Source organism: Pseudomonas sp. K8 (genome assembly GCF_014889455.1).
Taxonomy (GTDB): domain Bacteria; phylum Pseudomonadota; class Gammaproteobacteria; order Pseudomonadales; family Pseudomonadaceae; genus Aquipseudomonas; species Aquipseudomonas veronii.
Genome location: NZ_VJWO01000051.1, coordinates 1 through 20,694 on the forward strand (window position 1 = coordinate 1; position 20,694 = coordinate 20,694).

Annotated in this window: 14 protein-coding genes; 10 read left to right on the top strand and 4 right to left on the bottom strand. The window is 62.4% G+C overall.

What is annotated here, in order from left to right; translation table 11 throughout:
• Nucleotides 1-101: 101 nt before the first annotated feature.
• The gene (locus tag INT12_RS25410; RefSeq protein WP_046489252.1) at nucleotides 102-2,996 is read right to left on the bottom strand and encodes a ribonucleoside-diphosphate reductase subunit alpha; all 2,895 of its coding nucleotides are present in this window, start codon (nucleotides 2,994-2,996) and stop codon (nucleotides 102-104) included.
• Nucleotides 2,997-3,733: 737 nt separating this feature from the next.
• Here INT12_RS25410 and INT12_RS25415 point away from each other — a divergent pair.
• Both INT12_RS25415 and INT12_RS25420 read left to right on the top strand, forming a co-directional pair.
• Nucleotides 3,734-4,459, top strand: a complete 726-nt coding sequence (locus tag INT12_RS25415; protein WP_193059067.1) for a response regulator — start codon at nucleotides 3,734-3,736, stop codon at nucleotides 4,457-4,459.
• Nucleotides 4,456-6,066, top strand: coding sequence for an ATP-binding protein (locus tag INT12_RS25420; RefSeq protein ID WP_046489255.1), 1,611 nt, complete (start codon nucleotides 4,456-4,458; stop codon nucleotides 6,064-6,066). The genes INT12_RS25415 and INT12_RS25420 overlap by 4 nt, the downstream gene beginning before the upstream one ends.
• Before the next feature lie 90 nt (nucleotides 6,067-6,156).
• On the opposite strand, the gene INT12_RS25425 is transcribed toward INT12_RS25420, so the two are convergent.
• On the bottom strand, nucleotides 6,157-6,873 hold the full coding sequence (locus INT12_RS25425) for a 4'-phosphopantetheinyl transferase family protein (RefSeq protein WP_193039673.1): 717 nt from the start codon (nucleotides 6,871-6,873) through the stop codon (nucleotides 6,157-6,159).
• 132 nt (nucleotides 6,874-7,005) lie between these two features.
• Here INT12_RS25425 and INT12_RS25430 point away from each other — a divergent pair, with 132 nt between their 5' ends.
• From INT12_RS25430 to INT12_RS25440, 3 genes are read left to right on the top strand one after another with little or no spacing between them, the layout of a single operon-like run.
• Nucleotides 7,006-7,314: a hypothetical protein gene (locus tag INT12_RS25430; RefSeq protein WP_102618402.1), complete on the top strand. Its 309-nt coding sequence runs from the start codon at nucleotides 7,006-7,008 to the stop codon at nucleotides 7,312-7,314.
• Between the two features lie 18 nt (nucleotides 7,315-7,332).
• Nucleotides 7,333-8,010: a response regulator gene (locus tag INT12_RS25435; protein WP_046382350.1), complete on the top strand. Its 678-nt coding sequence runs from the start codon at nucleotides 7,333-7,335 to the stop codon at nucleotides 8,008-8,010.
• Nucleotides 8,007-9,353: an ATP-binding protein gene (locus INT12_RS25440; RefSeq protein ID WP_193039674.1), complete on the top strand. Its 1,347-nt coding sequence runs from the start codon at nucleotides 8,007-8,009 to the stop codon at nucleotides 9,351-9,353. Before INT12_RS25435 ends, INT12_RS25440 begins: the two co-directional genes overlap by 4 nt.
• 21 nt (nucleotides 9,354-9,374) lie before the next feature.
• Here the strand turns inward: INT12_RS25440 and INT12_RS25445 are convergent, their stop codons facing one another.
• Nucleotides 9,375-10,373, bottom strand: coding sequence for an AraC family transcriptional regulator (locus INT12_RS25445; RefSeq protein ID WP_079444539.1), 999 nt, complete (start codon nucleotides 10,371-10,373; stop codon nucleotides 9,375-9,377).
• Between the two features lie 339 nt (nucleotides 10,374-10,712).
• On the opposite strand from INT12_RS25445, the gene INT12_RS25450 reads away from it, so the two are divergent.
• From INT12_RS25450 to INT12_RS25470, 5 genes are all read left to right on the top strand, one after another.
• Nucleotides 10,713-12,044: a dicarboxylate/amino acid:cation symporter gene (locus tag INT12_RS25450; RefSeq protein ID WP_102618404.1), complete on the top strand. Its 1,332-nt coding sequence runs from the start codon at nucleotides 10,713-10,715 to the stop codon at nucleotides 12,042-12,044.
• 254 nt (nucleotides 12,045-12,298) lie between these two features.
• On the top strand, nucleotides 12,299-12,769 hold the full coding sequence (locus INT12_RS25455) for a (2Fe-2S)-binding protein (protein WP_193039675.1): 471 nt from the start codon (nucleotides 12,299-12,301) through the stop codon (nucleotides 12,767-12,769).
• Nucleotides 12,766-15,087, top strand: coding sequence for a xanthine dehydrogenase family protein molybdopterin-binding subunit (locus INT12_RS25460; RefSeq protein WP_046382355.1), 2,322 nt, complete (start codon nucleotides 12,766-12,768; stop codon nucleotides 15,085-15,087). The genes INT12_RS25455 and INT12_RS25460 overlap by 4 nt, the downstream gene beginning before the upstream one ends.
• On the top strand, nucleotides 15,087-16,073 hold the full coding sequence (locus INT12_RS25465; RefSeq protein WP_057005502.1) for an XdhC family protein: 987 nt from the start codon (nucleotides 15,087-15,089) through the stop codon (nucleotides 16,071-16,073). Before INT12_RS25460 ends, INT12_RS25465 begins: the two co-directional genes overlap by 1 nt.
• Nucleotides 16,070-16,654 carry a nucleotidyltransferase family protein gene (locus tag INT12_RS25470; RefSeq protein WP_126587162.1) on the top strand — a complete coding sequence of 195 codons (585 nt, stop codon included), beginning with the start codon at nucleotides 16,070-16,072 and terminating at the stop codon, nucleotides 16,652-16,654. The genes INT12_RS25465 and INT12_RS25470 overlap by 4 nt, the downstream gene beginning before the upstream one ends.
• Nucleotides 16,655-16,830: 176 nt before the next feature.
• Here the strand turns inward: INT12_RS25470 and rne are convergent, their stop codons facing one another.
• Nucleotides 16,831-20,025, bottom strand: coding sequence for a ribonuclease E (rne, locus tag INT12_RS25475; protein WP_193059068.1), 3,195 nt, complete (start codon nucleotides 20,023-20,025; stop codon nucleotides 16,831-16,833).
• Between the last annotated feature and the right edge of the window lie 669 nt (nucleotides 20,026-20,694).

Sequence of the window (20,694 nt, forward strand, 5' to 3'; positions counted from 1 at the left end):
GCCTTTGCCCAGGCAAAAGAAAACCCCGATAAACCCAACTGCAGCAAGGGGTTATCGGGGCTTTTCAAATCCCGGGCCATCAAGCCCGGAACGTGCTCAGCTTATTGGCAGGCTTCGCAATCCGGCTCGTCGATCGCGCAGGCTTTCGGCACGGGGGCCGGGCCGGCCGGTGCGGCGAGCACCGAGTCATCACCGTGGTTGCCGCTGGAAACCGCGTTCAGCTTGCCGGTGTTGATGGTCGACTTCTCGGTGCTGGTCGCGGCCAGGGCACGGAGGTAGTAAGTGGTTTTCAGGCCACGGTACCAAGCCATGCGGTAGGTCACGTCGAGCTTCTTGCCCGAAGCGCCGGCGATGTACAGGTTCAGCGACTGCGCCTGGTCGATCCACTTCTGGCGACGGCTGGCGGCGTCAACGATCCATTTGGTGTCCACTTCGAAGGCAGTCGCGTAGAGCTCTTTGAGTTCTTGCGGGATGCGCTCGATCTGCTGCACCGAACCGTCGTAGTACTTCAGGTCGTTGATCATGACCGAGTCCCACAGGCCGCGGGCTTTCAGGTCGCGAACCAGGTACGGGTTGATCACGGTGAATTCGCCCGACAGGTTCGATTTCACATACAGGTTCTGGTAGGTCGGTTCGATCGACTGCGACACGCCAGTGATGTTGGCGATGGTCGCGGTCGGTGCGATGGCCATGATGTTGGAGTTACGGATACCTTTCTGCACACGGGCACGCACCGGCGCCCAGTCCAGGGATTCGTTCAGGTCAACGTCGATGTACTTCTGGCCGCGCTGTGCGATCAGGATCTGTTGCGAGTCCAGCGGCAGGATGCCTTTGGACCACAGCGAACCCTGGAACGTCTCGTAGGCGCCGCGCTCGTCGGCCAGGTCGCAGGAAGCCTGGATCGCGTAGTAGCTGACCGCTTCCATGGACTTGTCGGCGAACTCGACCGCTGCGTCCGAACCGTAAGGAATGTGCTGCAGGTACAAAGCGTCCTGGAAGCCCATGATCCCCAGGCCGACTGGACGGTGCTTGAAGTTGGAGTTCTGCGCTTGTGGCACCGAGTAGTAGTTGATGTCGATCACGTTATCGAGCATGCGAACAGCGGTGTTGACAGTGCGCTCCAGCTTGGCGGTGTCCAGCTTGCCGTTGACGATGTGGTTCGGCAGGTTGATCGAGCCCAGGTTGCAGACGGCGATCTCGTCCTTGTTGGTGTTCAAGGTGATCTCGGTGCACAGGTTCGAGCTGTGGACCACGCCTACGTGCTGCTGCGGGCTGCGCAGGTTGCACGGGTCTTTGAAGGTCAGCCATGGGTGGCCGGTTTCAAACAGCATGGACAGCATTTTACGCCACAGGTCTTTGGCCTGGATGGTCTTGAACAGCTTGACCTTGCCTGGGTACTCGGTGAGGGCTTCGTAGTACTCGTAGCGCTCTTCGAAGGCCTTGCCGGTCAGGTCGTGCAGGTCCGGCACTTCGGATGGCGAGAACAGGGTCCACTTGCCGTCGTCGAAGACACGCTTCATGAACAGGTCAGGAATCCAGTTGGCGGTGTTCATGTCGTGGGTACGACGACGGTCATCGCCGGTGTTCTTGCGCAGCTCGATGAACTCTTCAATGTCCATGTGCCAGGTTTCCAGGTAGGCACACACAGCGCCTTTGCGCTTGCCACCCTGGTTGACCGCTACGGCAGTGTCGTTGACGACTTTCAGGAACGGTACGACGCCCTGGGACTTGCCGTTGGTGCCCTTGATGTACGAACCCAGTGCGCGCACCGGCGTCCAGTCGTTGCCCAGGCCGCCGGCGAATTTGGACAACATGGCGTTGTCGTGGATCGCGTGGTAGATGCCCGACAGGTCGTCCGGCACGGTGGTCAGGTAGCAGCTCGACAGCTGTGGACGCAGGGTACCGGCGTTGAACAGGGTCGGCGTGGACGACATGTAGTCGAAGGACGACAACAGGTTGTAGAACTCGATGGCGCGGTCTTCTTTGTGCTTCTCTTCAATCGCCAGGCCCATGGCCACGCGCATGAAGAACACTTGCGGCAGTTCGAAGCGGATACCGTCCTTGTGGATGAAGTAACGGTCGTACAGGGTTTGCAGGCCCAGGTAGGTGAACTGCTGATCGCGCTCGTGGTTGATCGCTTTGCCGAGTTTTTCCAGGTCGAAGGTGGCCAGGACCGGGTTCAGCAATTCGTATTCGATACCCTTGGCGATGTAGGCCGGCAGGGCCTTGGCGTACAGGTCGGCCATCTCGTGGTGGGTGGCGCTGTCGGCCACGCCAAGGAAGCCCAGGCCTTCGGCACGCAGGGTGTCCATCAACAGGCGCGCGGTGACGAACGAGTAGTTCGGCTCGCGTTCAACCAGGGTACGGGCGGTCATCACCAGGGCGGTGTTGACGTCGGTCAGGGCCACGCCGTCGTACAGGTTCTTCAGGGTTTCGCGCTGGATCAGGTCGCCGTCGACTTCTTCCAGGCCTTCGCAGGCCTCGGTGATGATGGTGTTCAGGCGGCCCAGGTCCAGCGGCGCGAAGGTGCCGTCGGCCAGGGTGATGCGGATCGATGGGTGCGCCTGTATGGCGGCTTCGTCGGCCGGGGAGCGAACGGCACGTTCCTTGGCGCGCGAATCACGGTAGATCACGTAGTCGCGGGCGACTTTCTGCTCGCCGGCACGCATCAGGGCCAGTTCGACCTGGTCCTGGATTTCTTCGATGTGGATGGTGCCGCCCGAAGGCATGCGACGCTTGAAGGTCGCGGTGACTTGTTCGGTCAGGCGGGCAACGGTGTCGTGGATGCGCGACGAGGCGGCAGCGTTGCCGCCTTCAACTGCAAGAAACGCTTTGGTGATGGCGACGGTGATTTTGTCATCGGTGTAAGGAACGACAGTGCCGTTACGCTTGATCACGCGCAGTTGGCCGGGTGCAGTGGCGGACAGATCCATATTCGAATCAGCGGCCTGCGGCACGGAGCCCTGCGGGTTCTCGCGAGTTGTGTCGGTTTGCATGGGGGGTTGTCTCCACATTCTATATTTATTTGGGCACCATCACGGTGCCCACCGTTCCGTCCTGAAGCACTTACAGCAGGCCTTGGCCTGGCATAACAACTTCGGGACAGGAGGAAGGGGGGCTTATCGCGCCGCTTCCATGCCGAAGTCTTCGGTTTGGCGCTCAAAAGCGCCTCGCCGTATTCCTGGTGGGTGACAGTTGCCCGGTTCAAGCACTGCAACACCCGTACCGTTTTGCGCTGTTGGAGCGCTAAAACGGTTGCCATCCGCATGAGCGGTTTGGGCTTTCAAAAAATGCTGGAGTTGGACCAAACAGGAGCAAGAAAGGGCTTGAGTTTCTTGTCTGATTTGTGTTTGGTCTTTTAGTTCAAAACCCTACATGTAGGGTTTTTTTGGCGCCGAGGTACAAGATAATGCGTTTTTGGAGGCTTAGCAATCCAGGGGCTGTGGATAACGCTGTGAGTAAAATGTGTATGAAACGTAGAATGCCCGTGTAGGCCGCAGTACTGCGGGACCGCGCCGTTTGTCACTGAATATTCCAAGAAAAAAACGGCTCTTTGGATTTTTGAGGGCGCGAACCCTATCACAAAAAAACCTCATCACCGAATGCATTTCCTGGCTTGTGTTCGAGGGTTGGGGCATGGCTACAATCGATCATTGTTATGCCCTCACAACATTACAAATAAGGTGTGGCTGGCGAAGATCAACCAATCCCCTAATAACAACGAGGATTACCTGTGGAGCATGAAGCCTGGCAAATCCTGATCGTCGAGGATGACGAGCGATTGGCCGAGTTGACCCGTGATTCCCTGGAGAGCAACGGCCTGCGCGTGTCGGTGGAAAGCGACGGCGCCCAGGCTGCGGCGCGGATCATCGCCGAACAGCCGGACCTGGTGATCCTCGACCTGATGCTGCCCGGCGAAGATGGCTTGAGCATCTGCCGCAAGGTGCGCGAGCGCTACGACGGGGTGATCCTCATGCTCACCGCGCGTACCGACGACATGGACCAGGTATTGGGCCTGGACATGGGCGCCGACGACTACGTGTGCAAACCCGTGCGCCCGCGCCTGCTGCTGGCGCGTATCCAGGCCCTGTTGCGCCGCAGCGAGCCGGCGGAACCGGCCGTCGCGCAAAACCAGCGCCGCCTGCAATTCGGCCCGCTGCTCGTGGATAACGCCCTGCGCGAAGCCTGGCTGCAGGGCGAGGGCATCGAACTGACCAGCGCCGAGTTCGACCTGCTGTGGCTGCTGGTGGCGAATGCCGGACGCATCCTGTCGCGCGAAGAAATCTTCATCGCCCTGCGCGGCATTGGCTACGACGGCCAGGACCGCTCGATCGACGTGCGTATCTCGCGCATCCGTCCGAAAATCGGCGACGATCCGATCCACCCGCGCCTGATCAAGACCGTGCGCAGCAAAGGCTATCTGTTCGTCCCCGAAGCCGCTGCCGACATACCGCTGTGAACTCGATCTTCCTGCGCATCTACGGCGGCATGTGCGCGGCGCTGATCCTGGTGGCGCTGCTGGGCGTGCTGGCGTTGCACCTGCTCAACGACGTGCGCAGCGGGCAGTACCGTGAACGTCTGGCCCACGGCACCTTTGCCTTGATGGGCGACAACCTGCAACCCATGAGCGCGATCGAGCGCCAGCGCGCACTGGCGGTGTGGGAGCGCCTGTTGGGCATTCCCCTGATGCTGCGCACGTACACCGATGCCCAACTGGATCTCGGTCAACGCACCCGCCTGCAGCATGGCCAGGTGCTGGTGCAACAGACCGGCCCCCATGCGGCGCGGGTCCTGCGTTTGGTCAGCGAGCAGGATCAGTTGGTGCTGGAAGGTGAAGTGCAACAGATCAGCGAGCAATTGGCGCGGGCGACGATCTACCTGTTGGCCGACGAGTTGGTGCGTTTTCCGGTGGCCGAGCAACCGCAACGCCTGGCGGATATAAAGGAAGCCAAAGGGTTTGGCTTCGAGATGCACCTGATGGCCCTCGATCAGGCCGATATGGACGACGACCAGCGCCGCCGCGTGTCGGAGGGCGATACGGTGATGGCGCTGGGCAAGGGCGGCGACTCGATTCGGGTGTTTGCCGGCATGGTCGGCACGCCCTGGGTGCTTGAAATTGGCCCGTTGTATCAAATGAACCCGTACCCGGCGCAATGGTTGATCCTGATCGCATTGATCGGCCTGACCCTGATTGGCCTGATCGTCTATCTATTGGTGCGTCAGCTCGAGCGCCGGCTCAGAGGCCTTGAGGCCGCTGCCACGCGTATTGCCAAAGGCAACCTGGAAGTGCGCGTGCCCGCGCGCGGCGCCGACTCGGTGGGGCGCCTGGCCGCCGCCTTCAATGGCATGGCCGAGCACCTGCAGCAGTTGCTCGCGATCCAGCGCGAACTGGTGCGCGCGGTGTCCCACGAGTTGCGCACCCCGGTGGCGCGCCTGCGTTTCGGCCTGGAGATGATCGGCGAGGCCGCCACCCCGCAGGCCCGGCGCAAATACCTCGAAGGTATGGACAGCGATATTCAGGACCTCGACGGCCTGGTCGACGAAATGCTCACCTACGCGCGCCTGGAGCAGGGCGCGCCGGAGCTGAATTTCCAGCGGGTCGACCTCAATGCGTTGCTCGACCAGGTGATCGGCGAATTATCGCCACTGCGCCCGCAGGTCAGCGTGAGCCGTGGTATCTGCCTGTCATCGGTGCATTGGGACGATGCCTGGGTCGATGCCGAACCGCGCTACCTGCACCGCGCCCTGCAGAACCTGGTGAGCAACGCCATGCGCCATGCCCAGGGCCGGGTGCTGATCAGTTACCAGGTCGGCCAGGTGCGCTGCCGCATCGATGTGGAAGACGATGGCCCCGGCGTACCGGAAAGCGCCTGGGAACGCATCTTCACGCCGTTCCTGCGCCTGGACGACAGCCGCACCCGCGCCTCGGGCGGGCATGGCCTGGGCTTGTCGATTGTGCGGCGGATTATTCATTGGCATGGCGGGCGGGCATTGATCAGCAAGAGCAACAACCTGGGAGGGGCGTGCTTCAGCCTGAGTTGGCCACGGGACCAGGATAAATCCTGATACTGCTATCGGGAGCAAGCCGAACCCTCGCACCGCCCCTCTTGGAATGCATTCCAGTGTGGGAGGGGGCTTGCCCCCGATGACGCTAGATCAGACGCCGATTGCTACAAGGCTCAACAACTGTTCCCCATCCACCGCAAATTGCCCAACCAACTCCTTGCCGTGGCACCACTCGCCGGACAACTCCGTCAGCAGCCGCAACCGCATCTGGCCGTGCTCGGACCATTCCACCACTTCGGCATGCTCAAAGTAGAAGCGCTTCTGCACGATCGGGTAGAGCGCCTTGAACAGGCTCTCCTTGGCCGAAAACGTCAGTGTCACCAGCCGCGCATGTTGCTCACGCGGCAACCTGGCCATGCGCTGCAACTCATCGGCGGTGAGAATTTCCCCCGCCAGGCGTTCCGCGCGCTCCAGGCTCAGGACATTTTCCAGGTCCATCCCCAGCCCGCGCCATTGCGCCTTGTGCCCGACGATTGCCGCCGCGTGCCCGCTGCTGTGGGTGATGGAGCCGCTGATGTGCGGCGGCCACACCGGCGCCCGGTCTTCGCCGATTGCCGGCACGCAGTCCAGGTTATCGAGTTGTTGCAAGGCGGCGCGGGCGCATAACCGCCCGGCGAGAAACTCCGCCTGGCGCTTGGCCACCGAACGCTGGATGCTCGCTGGCGGCGGCACCGCGCTACGTTGGAAATCACCGGCGATCAACAGGGCCGGATCAAAACGCGTACTGAACAACACCGTGCCCGGCAAGGGATCGGGCAGTGGCCAATGGGCGTCGAGTGGGGTGCAGCAAGCGGGTAGGGGCGTCATGGGCGGTATTTTGCCGAGTTGGCGCGCCAGTGGATAGTCCGTAGCGGTTCAGGCCAGGTTCAGAGCCTGTTCAGGGGGAGTTCAGGGGCGCTTGCGTAATGTGGACCTACAGCCTACGTGGAGGTAAGTACCATGACTGCAATCAAGAAGCTGATGTTGGCGTTGACCATGTTCACTGCCACCGCCGGGGCGCAGGCCAGCGATGGCGCCTTTGCGGCATTCGGTAGCGAGAGAACCAAGAAATCCAGCACGCTGATGCAGCGTGTGAGCTTCGAGGCGGTGCGCAGCCAGGCCGCGCCTTGGGGCCAGTCGCTGGGCTCGAGCAGCCCGCAGGCGACGTATCGTGCCGGTTATGAGCATCTTGGTGGCCAATACAATGGCATTAAACTGCGCCCGCAAGACCTGCAGGGCCGCTATGATATCCCTCTGTCGGACAGTTGATTTGCTTTGGAGAGCCTTATGAAATTGCTGGTCGTGGAAGATGAGGCTCTGTTGCGTCATCACCTGTATACCCGCCTGACCGACAGCGGGCACGTGGTCGAAGCCGTGGCCAACGCGGAGGAGGCCTTGTACCAGACTGGCCAATTCAACCATGACCTGGCGATCATCGACCTCGGCCTGCCCGGCATGGGCGGTCTTGATCTGATCCGCCAACTGCGCGCCCAGGACAAGACCTTCCCGATCCTGATCCTCACCGCTCGCGGCAACTGGCAGGACAAGGTCGAAGGCCTGGCCGCCGGCGCCGACGACTACGTGGTCAAGCCGTTCCAGTTCGAAGAACTGGAAGCGCGGATGAACGCGTTGCTGCGTCGTTCCAGCGGCTTTACCCAATCGACCATCGTCGCCGGCCCCTTGCTGCTGGACCTCAACCGCAAGCAGGCCTCGTTGGACGAGCAGCCCCTGGCGCTGACCGCCTACGAGTACCGGATTCTCGAGTACCTGATGCGTCACCATCAGCAGGTAGTGCCCAAGGATCGCTTGATGGAGCAGCTCTACCCCGATGACGACGAGCGCGACCCGAATGTCATCGAAGTGCTGGTCGGCCGCCTGCGCCGTAAACTGGAAGGCCCGGGTGGGTTCAAGCCGATCGACACCGTGCGTGGCCTGGGCTATCTGTTCAATGAGCGCTGTCGTTGATTCGCTCGTTACGTGTGCGCTTGATGCTGGCGGCCGCCACCCTGGCCGTGCTGTTTATGCTGGGTTTGTTGCCGGCCATGCAGGGCGCGTTCAGCCTGGCCTTGCAGGACTCGATCGAGCAGCGCCTGGCGTCGGACGTCACCACCTTGATTTCGGCGGCGCGGGTCGAAAACAACCGCCTGCAAATGCCGGCGCAGTTGCCGGACGAACGCTTCAACCTCACCGATAGCCGGTTGCTCGGTTATATCTACGACCGCGAAGGCCATCTGGTGTGGCGCTCGCGGGCGACCCAGGAAGAAAACATCAACTACAGGCCGCGCTATGACGGGCGCGGTAATGAGTTTGCGCGGATTCGCGAGGGTAATGGCCAGGAATTCTTCGTGTATGACGTCGAGGTCAAGCTGCTCGGCGGCAAGAGTGCGGCGTTCAGCATCGTCGCGCTGCAACCGGTGCGCGAATACCAGTTGACCCTCGAAGGCCTGCGCGAAAACCTCTACCTGGGCTTCGGCGCGGCGTTGCTGGTGTTGCTGACGTTGCTCTGGCTGGGCCTGACCTGGGGCCTGCAAGCGTTGCGGCGCCTGAGCCAGGAGCTGGACCAGATCGAAGGCGGCACCCGCGAAAGCCTCAGCGAAGAACACCCGCGCGAACTGCTGCGCCTCACCGGGTCTCTCAACCGCTTGCTGCACAGTGAACGCGAGCAGCGTACCCGCTACCGCGATTCCCTCGACGACTTGGCCCACAGCCTGAAAACCCCGCTGGCGGTGTTGCAGGGCGTGAGCGAAGACATGGCCCAGCGCCCCGAAGACCGCGACCAGGCCTGGGTGCTGCAATCGCAGATCGAACGCATGAGCCAGCAGATCAGCTACCAGTTGCAGCGCGCCAGCTTGCGTAAAAGCGGCCTGGTACGCCATCAGGTACGCCTGCAGCCGGTACTGCAAAGCCTGTGCGACACGCTGGACAAGGTCTACCGCGACAAGCACGTCAAAGTGAGCTTCGTATTGCCGGACGCGTGCGATGTGCCCATCGAAAAAGGCGCTTTGCTGGAACTGCTCGGCAACCTGCTGGAAAACGCCTACCGCCTGTGCCTGAGCGAAGTGCGTATCAGCCTGGTGGAAAGTCTGGATGGCATCGAACTGTGCATCGAAGATGACGGCCCCGGTGTGCCGCCCGACCAGCGCGCGCGGATTCTGCAACGGGGCGAGCGGCTGGACCGCCAGCACCCGGGGCAGGGGATCGGCCTGGCGGTGGTCAAGGACATCATTGAAAGCTACGGCGCGCGCCTGACCCTGGGCGACTCGCCTTTGGGGGGCGCGGCGTTCAAGATCCACTTTCCGACCGTTTGACCTTCCTTGAGTGGCGCCTGCCTAACTCTCCTGTGCCCGATAAGCCCCCGGCGTCAATCCCGTCCACTTCTTGAACGCCCGATGAAACGCCGACGGCTCGGAGAACCCGAGCTGCTCGGCAATTTCCTGCAATGACAGATCCGCGCGTCCCAGGTGGTAAATGGCGATGTCCCGCCGCAGCTCATCCTTGAGCGCTTGAAAACTGCTGCCTTCTTCACGCAGATGTCGGCGCAGGGTCTGCGGGCTGATGTGCAGGTGCTGGGCAACGGCGTCCAGGTCCGGCCAGGGTGTGCGGTCACGGCTGAGCAGGCGGCGGATCTGGCTGCTCAAACTGTCGCCCTCATCGGGCCGCGACAACAAGTCGGCGGGGGAGCGCTGCAGGAAATGCTTGAGGGTGCGCTCGTCCTGCAGCAGCGGCAGGCTCAAGTAACGCGCAGGAAACACCAGGCTGCTGTTCGGTGCGCCGAACACCTGCGGGCAGGGAAACAACAGGTCGTATTCGCTGGCGTGGGCCGGCATCGGGTAGCTGAACGTGGCCTGTTGCAGGCGGATGCGCTGGCCGATCAACCAACTGCCGAGGCGATGCCAGATCAGCAGCAGGGATTCGCTGAGAAAGTGATCCGGGTCCCCGAGCTGGGAGTCGTCCAGGCTCAAGCGGGCCATTTCGCCTTCCCGTGTCAGCTGCCAACGCGGACCTTGTGGGAATAGGCTGTAAAACAACAGGCCGCGTTCGAGTGCCTTCTCCAGGGTGCGGCAATGGATCAGCGCGTGGCACATCATGGCGAACGTGCCGCGCTTGCTCGGACCTTCGGCAAAGCCCAGGTATTCGTCGTCCAGCGCGAGCCAGAGCATTTGCAACAGCCGGGTAAATTGTTCCGGGGCGATGCGGGCGCGGGGTTCGTTCAGCAGTTCCGGGGTGATGCCCACCTGCTGCAACAGGCCCGAGTAGTCGTAGCCGGCCCGGCGCGCACCGCCGAGGGCCGCTCGGGCGTAGTGACTGGCGATGGTACGTTCGCGCATGCAAGGGCCTCGTCCATGGAAGGGCGGATGGTAGCCATCACCCGCTACAGCGACAAGGCGGATATCCGCCAAATTGTAGGACGAGATACGGCGAGTTGGCGGAAACCCGCCATGCAATGGACGGCGCTCAGACGCGCCTTGATCCCTCCAGCCCTGATGTCTAGGGGGCTTCAGGCCGTTTCAGCAAAGTGGCACGACGTTTGCGATAAGGATTACAGCGCAGGCTTGGTCCTACAGGTCTCGCAAACAACAAATCCCTCCAGTGCAGGAGGGTTCGCAATTCAAGTGCCGTGGGCAATGGCGGATATTTGCCACACGGGACGATTGAGGAACTTTGCAATGACGACTCGTCAGCCACTGTACAAATCCCTGTATTTCCAGGTGATCGTTGCCATCGTTATCGGTATTTTGCTCGGTCACTTCTACCCGCAGACTGGTGTGGAGCTCAAGCCGCTGGGTGACGGGTTCATCAAACTGATCAAAATGGTCATCGCCCCGATCATCTTCTGCACCGTTGTCAGCGGCATCGCTGGCATGCAGAGCATGAAATCGGTCGGCAAAACCGGCGGCTACGCGCTGCTGTACTTCGAAGTCGTGTCCTCCATCGCCCTGCTGATCGGCCTGTTCGTGGTGAACGTCGTGCAGCCGGGCGCTGGCATGCACATCGACGTGGCCACCCTGGACGCTTCGAAAATCGCGGCCTATGCCACGGCCGGTGCGAACCAGAGCATCGTTGGCTTCCTGCTCAACGTGATCCCGAACACCATCGTCGGCGCATTCGCCAACGGTGACATCCTGCAAGTGCTGATGTTCTCGGTGATCTTCGGTTTCGCCCTGCATCGCCTGGGTGCCTACGGCAAGCCGGTGCTGGACTTCATCGATCGCTTCGCCCACGTGATGTTCAACATCATCAACATGATCATGAAGCTCGCGCCAATCGGTGCCCTCGGCGCCATGGCGTTCACCATCGGTGCCTACGGTGTCGGCTCGCTGGTGCAACTGGGCCAGTTGATGATCTGCTTCTACATCACCTGCGTCCTGTTCGTGGTCGTGGTGCTCGGCGCCATCTGCCGCGCACACGGTTTCAGCGTGCTGAAACTGATCCGCTACATCCGTGAAGAGCTGCTGATCGTTCTGGGTACGTCCTCGTCTGAATCGGCACTGCCACGCATGCTGATCAAGATGGAGCGTCTGGGCGCGAAGAAATCCGTGGTTGGCCTGGTGATCCCGACCGGCTACTCGTTCAACCTCGACGGTACCTCGATCTACCTGACCATGGCTGCTGTGTTCATCGCCCAGGCGACTGACACCCACATGGACATCACCCATCAGATCACGTTGTTGCTGGTGCTGCTGCTGTCCTCCAAAGGTGCTGCAGGCGTGACCGGCAGTGGTTTCATCGTACTCGCCGCGACCCTGTCGGCCGTAGGCCACCTGCCGGTTGCCGGCCTGGCGCTGATCCTCGGTATCGACCGCTTCATGTCCGAAGCCCGTGCGCTGACCAACCTGGTCGGTAACGCCGTGGCGACCCTGGTTGTCGCCAAGTGGGTCAACGAACTGGACGAAGATAAGCTGCAAGTCGAGCTGGCTTCCGGTGGTCGTGGGATCTCCGACACCCGTGAAGAAGATGACCTGGGCGTGGCCGAAGGCCCTGCGCCGGTGATCAAGTAACCCGCTGATGGCGTGAACTGACGCCCACAGCAATCCGCAAACGCCCCGACTGGTTCGGGGCGTTTGCGTTTCTGCGCGGCCAAATTCGAATTTTTTGGTTTACAGTTAGTCAATGCTCCATCAAAGGCCCGGTGAAGATCCGTCTTCGCAAGAGAGCCTCCTCAGCCTGAGCCCATCTGCGCGCACCCGAACCAGCGATACCTTTCGCGGCAGATGGCTCGCCCCTAAATGCAAAAAATAGGCGGGCGTGCCCAATGATTACCCTGAAACTCAATGGTCAAGACCATCAACTGGACGTCACCGAGGATATGCCGCTGTTGTGGGCGATTCGCGATGTGGCGGGTTACAACGGCACCAAATTCGGCTGCGGCATGGGCCTGTGCGGCGCGTGCACCATTCATATCGACGGCGCCCCGGCGCGCAGTTGCATCACCCCGATCGGCGCGGTCAAGGGCCAGGCCGTGAGCACCATCGACAACCTGCACACCGACCCCATCGGCCAGGTCGTGCAGCAAGCCTGGCTGGACAGTGCCGTGGCCCAGTGCGGTTACTGCCAGGGCGGGCAAATCATGTCGGCCACCGCGCTGCTGAAAACCAACCCCAACCCCAGCGACGAGCAGATCGAGGAGGCGATGGTCGGCAATATCTGCCGCTGCGGCACCTACAACCGCATCAAGATCGCGATCCGCCAGGCCTCGACGCACCTGCAGGGGGCCAAGGCATGAACCGCTTACCCGCTGATTTCGTCCTCGATAACCTCAGCCGTCGCGGTTTCCTCAAGGGCGTCGGCGCCACCGGCGCGCTGGTGATCGCCGCCAGTTGGGGCCTGCCCGCCGCGTTTGCCGCCGATGCCGCCAAGAAGTATGGCGGCGATGCCATGCCCCATGGGCTGATCGATGACCCCAAGGTCTACGTCAGCATTGCCACCGACGGCACCGTGACCGTGATCTGCAACCGTTCGGAAATGGGCCAGGGCGTGCGTACCAGCCTGAGCCTGGTAGTCGCCGATGAGTTGGACGCCGATTGGGCCCACGTGCGCGTCCAGCAGGCGCCGGCTGACGAAGTGCGTTACGGCAACCAGGACACCGATGGCTCGCGCAGCATGCGCCACTGGTTCGAACCGATGCGGCGTTGCGGCGCGAGTGTGCGCGCGATGCTGGAACAGGCGGCTGCCGAACAGTGGAAGGTGCCGCTGGGCGAGTGCCGTGCGCAGCTGCATAAGGTGGTTCACCAGCCCAGCGGTCGCACCTTGGGCTATGGCGAGCTGGCCGCCGCTGCCGGAGCATTGGCGGTGCCGGCGCGCGACACGCTGCGCCTCAAGCAGCCGTCGGAGTTCCGCTACATCGGCAAAGAGGGCGTCAAGGCCATCGACGGCGCCGATATCGTCAACGGTCGCGCGGTCTACGGCGCGGACGTGCATTTCGACGGCATGCTCTACGCCACCATTGCACGGCCGACAGTGTATGGCGGCAAGGTCAAATCCTTCGATGCCAGTGCGGCGTTGAAGGTGCCGGGGGTGATCAGGGTCCTCGAAATCGAAAGCCGGCCTCTGCCCTCGGAGTTCCAGCCACTGGGCGGCGTGGCCGTGGTGGCCAGCAACACATGGGCAGCGATCAAGGGCCGCGAAGCGCTGGCGATTGTCTGGGATGACGGCGTCAACGCCGGCTACAACTCGATCGATTACCGCAAGGAACTGGAAGCGGCCGCGCGGCAACCGGGCAAAGTGGTGCGCAACACCGGCACCCTCGAGCAGGCGATGAACGAGGCCGACAGCACTTTGGACGCCGCTTATTATTTGCCGCATCTGGCCCAGTCACCGATGGAACCGATGGTTGCCGTTGCCCGTTTCGACAAGGGCCAGTGCGAAGCCTGGGCCCCCAGCCAGGCGCCCCAGGTGACCCGTGAGCGCGTCGCCGAGCGCCTGGGCCTGCCTTTCGATAACGTGACGATCAATGTCACGCTGCTGGGCGGCGGTTTCGGTCGCAAGTCCAAGCCGGACTTCGTGGTCGAGGCGGCCATCCTCGCCAAGGAATTCCCCGGCAAGGCCGTGCGCGTGCAGTGGACTCGTGAAGATGACATCCACAACTCCTACTTCCACACGGTTTCCGCCGAGTACCTCAAGGCTGGCCTGAACAAGGACGGCCTGCCTTCCGCCTGGCTGCACCGCACCGTCGCGCCGAGCATCACCGCGTTGTTTGCACCGGGGATGAACCACGAGGCGGCGTTCGAGCTGGGCATGGGCTTTACCAACATGGCCTACGCGATTCCCAACGTGCGCCTGGAAAACCCCGAAGCCGCCGCCCACACCCGGGTTGGCTGGTACCGCTCGGTATCGAACATCCCGCATGGCTTTGCGATTCAGAGCTTTGTCGATGAGCTGGCGCACAAGGCCGGCCAGGACCCGTTGCAGTACCAACTCAAACTGCTTGGGCCGGACCGTCAGATCGATCCGAAAACCCTGAGCGATGAGTGGAACTACGGCGAATCCCCGGAGCGCTACCCGATCGATACCGCCCGCCTGCGCGGCGTCCTCGAAACCGCCGCCAAAGCCGCCGGCTGGGGGCGCACGCTACCCAAGGGGCGAGGCCTGGGGCTGGCGGTGCATTACAGTTTTGTCACCTATGTGGCGGCGGTGATCGAGGTGGAAGTCAAAGACGACGGCACGCTGATCGTCCACAAGGCGGATATCGCTGTGGACTGCGGCCCGCAGATCAACCCGGAACGCATTCGCTCGCAATTCGAAGGCGCCTGCGTGATGGGCCTGGGCAACGCGGTATTGGGCGAGATCAGCTTCAAGGACGGCAAGGTCCAGCAGGACAACTTCCATATGTATGAAGTGGCGCGCATGTCCCTGGCGCCCAAGGTCGTCGCGGTCCACCTAGTCACGCCACAGGGCGAGGTGCCGTTGGGCGGTGTCGGTGAGCCCGGCGTGCCGCCGATTGCGCCGGCGCTGTGCAACGCGATCTTTGCCGCCACCGGCAAGCGTATTCGCAACCTGCCCGTGCGTTATCAGTTGCAAGGCTGGCAGGAGGCGAAGGCTTGATGGACAGCGTGGATCTGAATGTCCTGCGCAGCGTGCTCGAATGGCGCCGCGCGGGGCAGCGGGTGGTGTTGTACAGCGTGGTCCAGACCTGGGGCAGCGCGCCGCGTCCGCCCGGGGCCATGCTGGCCTTGCGCGGTGACGGGGTGGTGATCGGCTCGGTGTCCGGCGGTTGCATTGAAGACGACTTGATTGCGCGTCTGCAGGATGGTCGGTTGGCGGACGACGGGCCCGCGGTGCAGTTGGTGACCTACGGCGTGACACGCGATGAAGCGGCGCGTTTCGGCCTGCCGTGCGGCGGCACCCTGCGCCTGACCGAAGAGCGCGTGACGGAGTGGCAGTGGGTGGCCGAGTTGCTGGCGCGCTGTGACGCCCATGAAATCGTCGCTCGGGAGCTGGACCTGGCCACCGGCGACGTGAGCTTGAGCCCCGCGAGCAAGACCGACGTGGTGAGCTTCGACGGCGAGCGCCTGCGCGCCATTTATGGCCCGCGCTGGCGCCTGCTGTTGATCGGCGCCGGGCAGTTGTCCCGCTACGTGGCGCAGATGGCGCGGTTGCTGGATTTTGAAGTGCTGATCTGCGACCCGCGTGAAGAGTTCGCGTATGGCTGGGAAGAACCGCACGGCCGCTTTGTGCCCGGCATGCCTGATGAAGCGGTGCTGAACATCCAGACCGACGAACGCACGGCCATCGTCTGCCTGACCCACGATCCGCGTCTGGACGATATGGCGTTGCTGACGGCACTGAACTCCAATGCGTTCTATATCGGCGCGCTGGGTTCGCGGGTCAATACGCGTAAACGCCGGGAAAACCTGGCGGCGCTGGGGTTGTCTGCGCAGGCGATCGCGCGGTTGCATGGGCCGATCGGTTTGCATATCGGCAGCCATACACCGGCGGAGATCGCGCTGTCGTTGCTGGCGGAAATTGTCGCGATCAAGAATGGCGTGGCGCCACTGCAGAAAAAGCCGCTGTCGGTGCAGGTTGAATGACCGTCACGGTGATTGTGCTGGCGGCGGGGCAGGGCAGTCGTTTTCGCGCTGAAGCCGGGGCAGATCGGGATAAATTGCTGGCTGAGTGCGTCGGCCGGGACGGGGTGGTGCGGCCGGTGATCGAGCAGGTGCTGGTGAATTTGCCGGCGTGGGTGCTAAAGCGCGTGCTGGTGACGTCGCCCGAGCGGCTTGAAGTCATTCGTCTGGCGCAGGTCCATGGCTGCGAGGTAGTGCAGCTGTGCTCGGCCGGAATCGGCGACAGCATTGCGGCAGCGGTCGCGGCCAGTGGTTCCAGTGATGGCTGGCTGGTGGTGCTGGGTGATATGCCGTTCATTCTGCCGTCCAGTATTGAACGGGTGTTGGAGCGCATAGATGGTATCAGCGTGCCGGTGCATGCCGGCCAATATGGGCATCCGGTTGCGTTTGGGCGGGCGTTCGGCCCGGCGTTGATGGCGTTGACGGGCGATCGCGGGGCCAAGCCGCTGTTTGCCCAGGGGCAGGTGCGCGAGATCCAGGTAAACGACCCTGGCGTACTCTGGGATGTGGATCTGCCGCATCTGTTGGATTTCAAACCGCTCTGAAATGTGGGAGGGGGCTTGCCCCCGAATGCGGAGTGACAGGTTCAACATCTGTGCCTGTCCCTCCGCCATCGGGGGCAAGCCCCCTCTCACATTGAATCTTCGGTGTTTTCAGAATTTGTTGGCATAAAAAAGCCCCGCCTGAGTGATCAGGCGGGGCTTTTCAGTGGCTGATGGAATCAGACGAGGGGTTTAGGCTCGTGCTCTTCTTCCAGGGCCTTTGGGTGGTGCTCTGCCACTTCTTCAACGGAACGCGGGGTCTCGTCGACGATAGGGGCAGCGTGCTTGACCACTTCGGCGACAGCCGGTGCGGCAGCGGCAGCAGCGGCGGCCGCTTCGGCTTCCTTGCGACGACGGCGCACTTCACGTGGGTCGTTCGGCGCACGGCCGTTTTCGGTCAGGGCGCTGGCCGGTGCGGCTTCAACCACCGGGGCGGCGGCTTCGGCAACCACGGGCGCTTCAACCACTGGCGCAGGCTCGGCAACCACTACCGGAGCGGCTTCAACCACTTCGGCAACCGGGGCCGGTGCGGCTTCTACCACGGGGGCAGGCGCTTCAACCGGGGCGGCAGGTTCGGCAGTCCACTGGAAGGCGGTCTGTTCTTCGCGAACTTCACGCACGGCCGGGGTGGCGGCTTCGACAACCGGAGCTTCTACAACAGCTTCAACCACTGGCTGTGGCTCAACCACTGGGGCAGGCTCGGCGGCAGCCACTTCTTCTTGCGGCTGGACTTCGCGAACCGGCGCAACTTCCACTTCCGGAGCCGCGGGGGCTTCGATCGGGGTGGTTGCTTCTACGACCGGTGCTTCAACCACTGGGGTCTCGGCGACTGGCGCTTCTACCGCAAGGGTTTCTTCGACAGCGGCAGTGGCGCGTTCAGCCTGCTCGTGAGCCTGGGCTTCGGCTGGTGCGCTGATGACCGAGCTGGCAACAGCGGCGGTAACGGCCAGGCCGGCAGCCAGTTCGGTGCTGGTCGGTTCGCTGGTAGCGGCTTCTGCGTTCTCGCCGGCTTCTTCCGAACCTTCGATCACATTGCCGTTGGCGTCACGTTGACGCTCGCGACGGTTGCTGCGACGACGCTGGCCACGGGAGCGGCGGCGCGGACGATCGCCTTCGGCGTTGTCCTGGCCGTCTTCCTGCAGTTGCTCTTCGCCGGTCAGCACTTCTTCTTCGCTGGCGGCAGCCGCCTGCTCGGTACGTGGTTGACGTTCTTCACGCGGTGGGCGCGGTTGACGCTCTTCACGTGGCGCACGCTCTTCACGCGGCGGGCGAGCCGGGCGTTCTTCCTCGGTAGTGGCGGCAACAGCAGCGGCGGCAACGGCTGGCGCAGCGTCCAGCGGCTCGCGCAGTTCACGCACACGTTCTTCACGCTCGCCACGCGGCTTGCGATCTTCACGCGGTGCGCGTGGTGGGCGTGGTGCGCGCTCTTCGCGCGGTGCGCGTTCTTCGCGGGCTACGACCGGGGTCTCTTCACGGGCTTCGCGAGGCGCACGCTCTTCACGGGGTGCGCGCTCTTCACGCGGGGCCCGTTCTTCGCGCGGCTTGCGCTCTTCGTCACGGCGACCGTTGCGGTTACGGCTCTGCTGGCGACCGTTGCGACGCTCTTCGTTACGCGCCGGACGCTCGGTGGCAGGTTTTTCGACCACCACCGGTGCCGCAGGCTCTTCCTTGCTGGCGAACAGGCTGACCAGCGATTTCACCAGGCCCTTGAACAGGCTTGGCTCAGGCAAGGCGGCCGGGGCTGCGACCGGGGCAGCCACTTCAACCGGAACCGGTGCGTTGGCACGCGCCGGAGCGGTCTTCACGGCGGCTTCCTGGCGAACCAGGGTGCGGGTCGCGGCGGCTGGCTGGACTTCTTCCACTTCGGCAGCGGCAGCGGCGATTTCGTAGCTGGACTGGCCGCTGTGGGCTTCCGGGCTGTCATCACGCAGGCGCTGCACTTCGAAGTGCGGCGTTTCGAGATGATCGTTCGGCAGGATGACGATACGGGCACGGGTGCGCAGTTCGATCTTGGTGATCGAGTTGCGTTTTTCGTTGAGCAGGAACGCGGCAACCGGGATCGGCACTTGTGCGCGGACTTCGGCGGTGCGGTCTTTCAGGGCTTCTTCTTCGATCAGGCGCAGGATCGCCAGGGACAGCGATTCAACGTCACGGATGATGCCAGTGCCGTTGCAACGTGGGCAGACAATGCCGCTGCTCTCGCCCAGGGACGGACGCAGGCGCTGACGGGACATTTCCAGCAGGCCGAAGCGCGAGATGCGGCCGACTTGCACGCGGGCACGGTCAGCTTCCAGGCATTCGCGGACTTTCTCTTCCACGGCGCGCTGGTTCTTGGCGGGGGTCATGTCGATGAAGTCGATCACGATCAGGCCGCCGATATCACGCAGGCGCAGCTGGCGGGCGATTTCTTCAGCCGCTTCCAGGTTGGTCTGCAGGGCGGTTTCTTCGATGTCGCTACCTTTCGTGGCGCGCGCCGAGTTGATGTCGATGGACACCAGGGCTTCGGTCGGGTCGATCACGATGGAGCCGCCGGAAGGCAGTTCGACCACGCGCTGGAAGGCGGTCTCGATCTGGCTTTCGATCTGGAAACGGTTGAACAGCGGAACGCTGTCTTCGTACAGCTTGATCTTGCTGGCGTACTGCGGCATCACCTGGCGGATGAAGGTCAGGGCTTCGTCCTGGGCTTCGACGCTGTCGATCAGCACTTCGCCGATGTCCTGGCGCAGGTAATCGCGGATGGCGCGGATGATCACGTTGCTTTCCTGGTAGATCAGGAACGGCGCGGAACGATCCAGGGACGCTTCTTTGATGGCGGTCCACAGTTGCAGCAGGTAGTCGAGGTCCCACTGCATTTCTTCGCTGCTGCGGCCCAGGCCGGCAGTGCGGACGATCAGGCCCATGTCGGCTGGAGCGACCAGGCCGTTCAGCGCTTCACGCAGTTCGTTGCGTTCTTCGCCTTCGATGCGACGGGAAATGCCGCCGGCACGCGGGTTGTTCGGCATCAGTACCAGGTAACGACCGGCCAGGCTGATGAAGGTGGTCAGGGCGGCGCCCTTGTTGCCACGTTCTTCTTTTTCGACCTGGACGATGACTTCCTGGCCTTCGCTCAGGACGTCCTTGATGTTCACGCGGCCTTCGGGGGCTTTCTTGAAGTATTCGCGGGAGATTTCTTTGAGGGGCAGGAAGCCGTGGCGCTCGGAGCCGAAATCGACAAAGGCAGCCTCAAGGCTTGGTTCGATGCGAGTAATACGGCCTTTATAGATGTTGGCCTTCTTCTGCTCGCGTGCGCCGGACTCGATGTCCAGGTCGTAAAGGCGTTGGCCATCTACCAGCGCAACACGCAACTCTTCGGGTTGAGTTGCGTTAATCAGCATTCTTTTCATGTTGTACCGTCGGTTTCCGGGCTGCCGGAAACGGCGTTCGGCACACACGACTTCTCACGGTCGGTGTCAGGTGCGTCAAGAGTGGTTGGCCACTCCAGTGTCCAGCAATAACCGGCGAATTGGGCTGGTATCGCGACGGACGCGTCCTGCTTGTTAGCGGTGGTGACAAAGGCACCACTTCAACAAAAGCTAAGGTCAGGAGGAGGAATCAACCGGCGACTGTGGACGAGATGAAGCGTCTATATATAAGCCTAGTGCTACACGGTCCGACGGTTGTGCATCTCCACCCTACACGTATCCCTGATAATTCGGGTGCTGCCGCGCGCAGAATCCGCAGCGGGTTGGCATTTACCGTGTTCTCCAATGGGGAGTCCACGCTCATGGCTAAACAAGACCAAGTGTGGGCGATTGCGCTCTCACTCGGCTCTTAACAGGCGTTGTTTCCGAAGCATTCGCCATGGTGTGTCCCAAGACTGACTGCACTTTGTGAACTGGCCGTAAATATCGGCGCAAAATGCGAGTATTCACTCTGCTTTCTGCACTCGCTTCAGGCCTCATGTCACCTGCGCTTGTTACAATCTCGGGCTTTCCAAGGTAACGAAAGCCCCGTAGGACGGCCTCGCGTCCTGATGAATTGCGAAGGTCAGGGCCGGCAATTTG

Coding starts and splice junctions, on each gene's coding strand:
- INT12_RS25410 (WP_046489252.1), bottom strand. CDS start 2,996: ATGCAAACCGACACAACTCGCGAGAACCCGCAGGGCTCCGTGCCGCAG.
- INT12_RS25425 (WP_193039673.1), bottom strand. CDS start 6,873: ATGACGCCCCTACCCGCTTGCTGCACCCCACTCGACGCCCATTGGCCA.
- INT12_RS25430 (WP_102618402.1), top strand. CDS start 7,006: ATGACTGCAATCAAGAAGCTGATGTTGGCGTTGACCATGTTCACTGCC.
- INT12_RS25435 (WP_046382350.1), top strand. CDS start 7,333: ATGAAATTGCTGGTCGTGGAAGATGAGGCTCTGTTGCGTCATCACCTG.
- INT12_RS25445 (WP_079444539.1), bottom strand. CDS start 10,373: ATGCGCGAACGTACCATCGCCAGTCACTACGCCCGAGCGGCCCTCGGC.
- INT12_RS25450 (WP_102618404.1), top strand. CDS start 10,713: ATGACGACTCGTCAGCCACTGTACAAATCCCTGTATTTCCAGGTGATC.
- INT12_RS25455 (WP_193039675.1), top strand. CDS start 12,299: ATGATTACCCTGAAACTCAATGGTCAAGACCATCAACTGGACGTCACC.
- INT12_RS25460 (WP_046382355.1), top strand. CDS start 12,766: ATGAACCGCTTACCCGCTGATTTCGTCCTCGATAACCTCAGCCGTCGC.
- INT12_RS25465 (WP_057005502.1), top strand. CDS start 15,087: ATGGACAGCGTGGATCTGAATGTCCTGCGCAGCGTGCTCGAATGGCGC.
- INT12_RS25470 (WP_126587162.1), top strand. CDS start 16,070: ATGACCGTCACGGTGATTGTGCTGGCGGCGGGGCAGGGCAGTCGTTTT.
- rne (WP_193059068.1), bottom strand. CDS start 20,025: ATGCTGATTAACGCAACTCAACCCGAAGAGTTGCGTGTTGCGCTGGTA.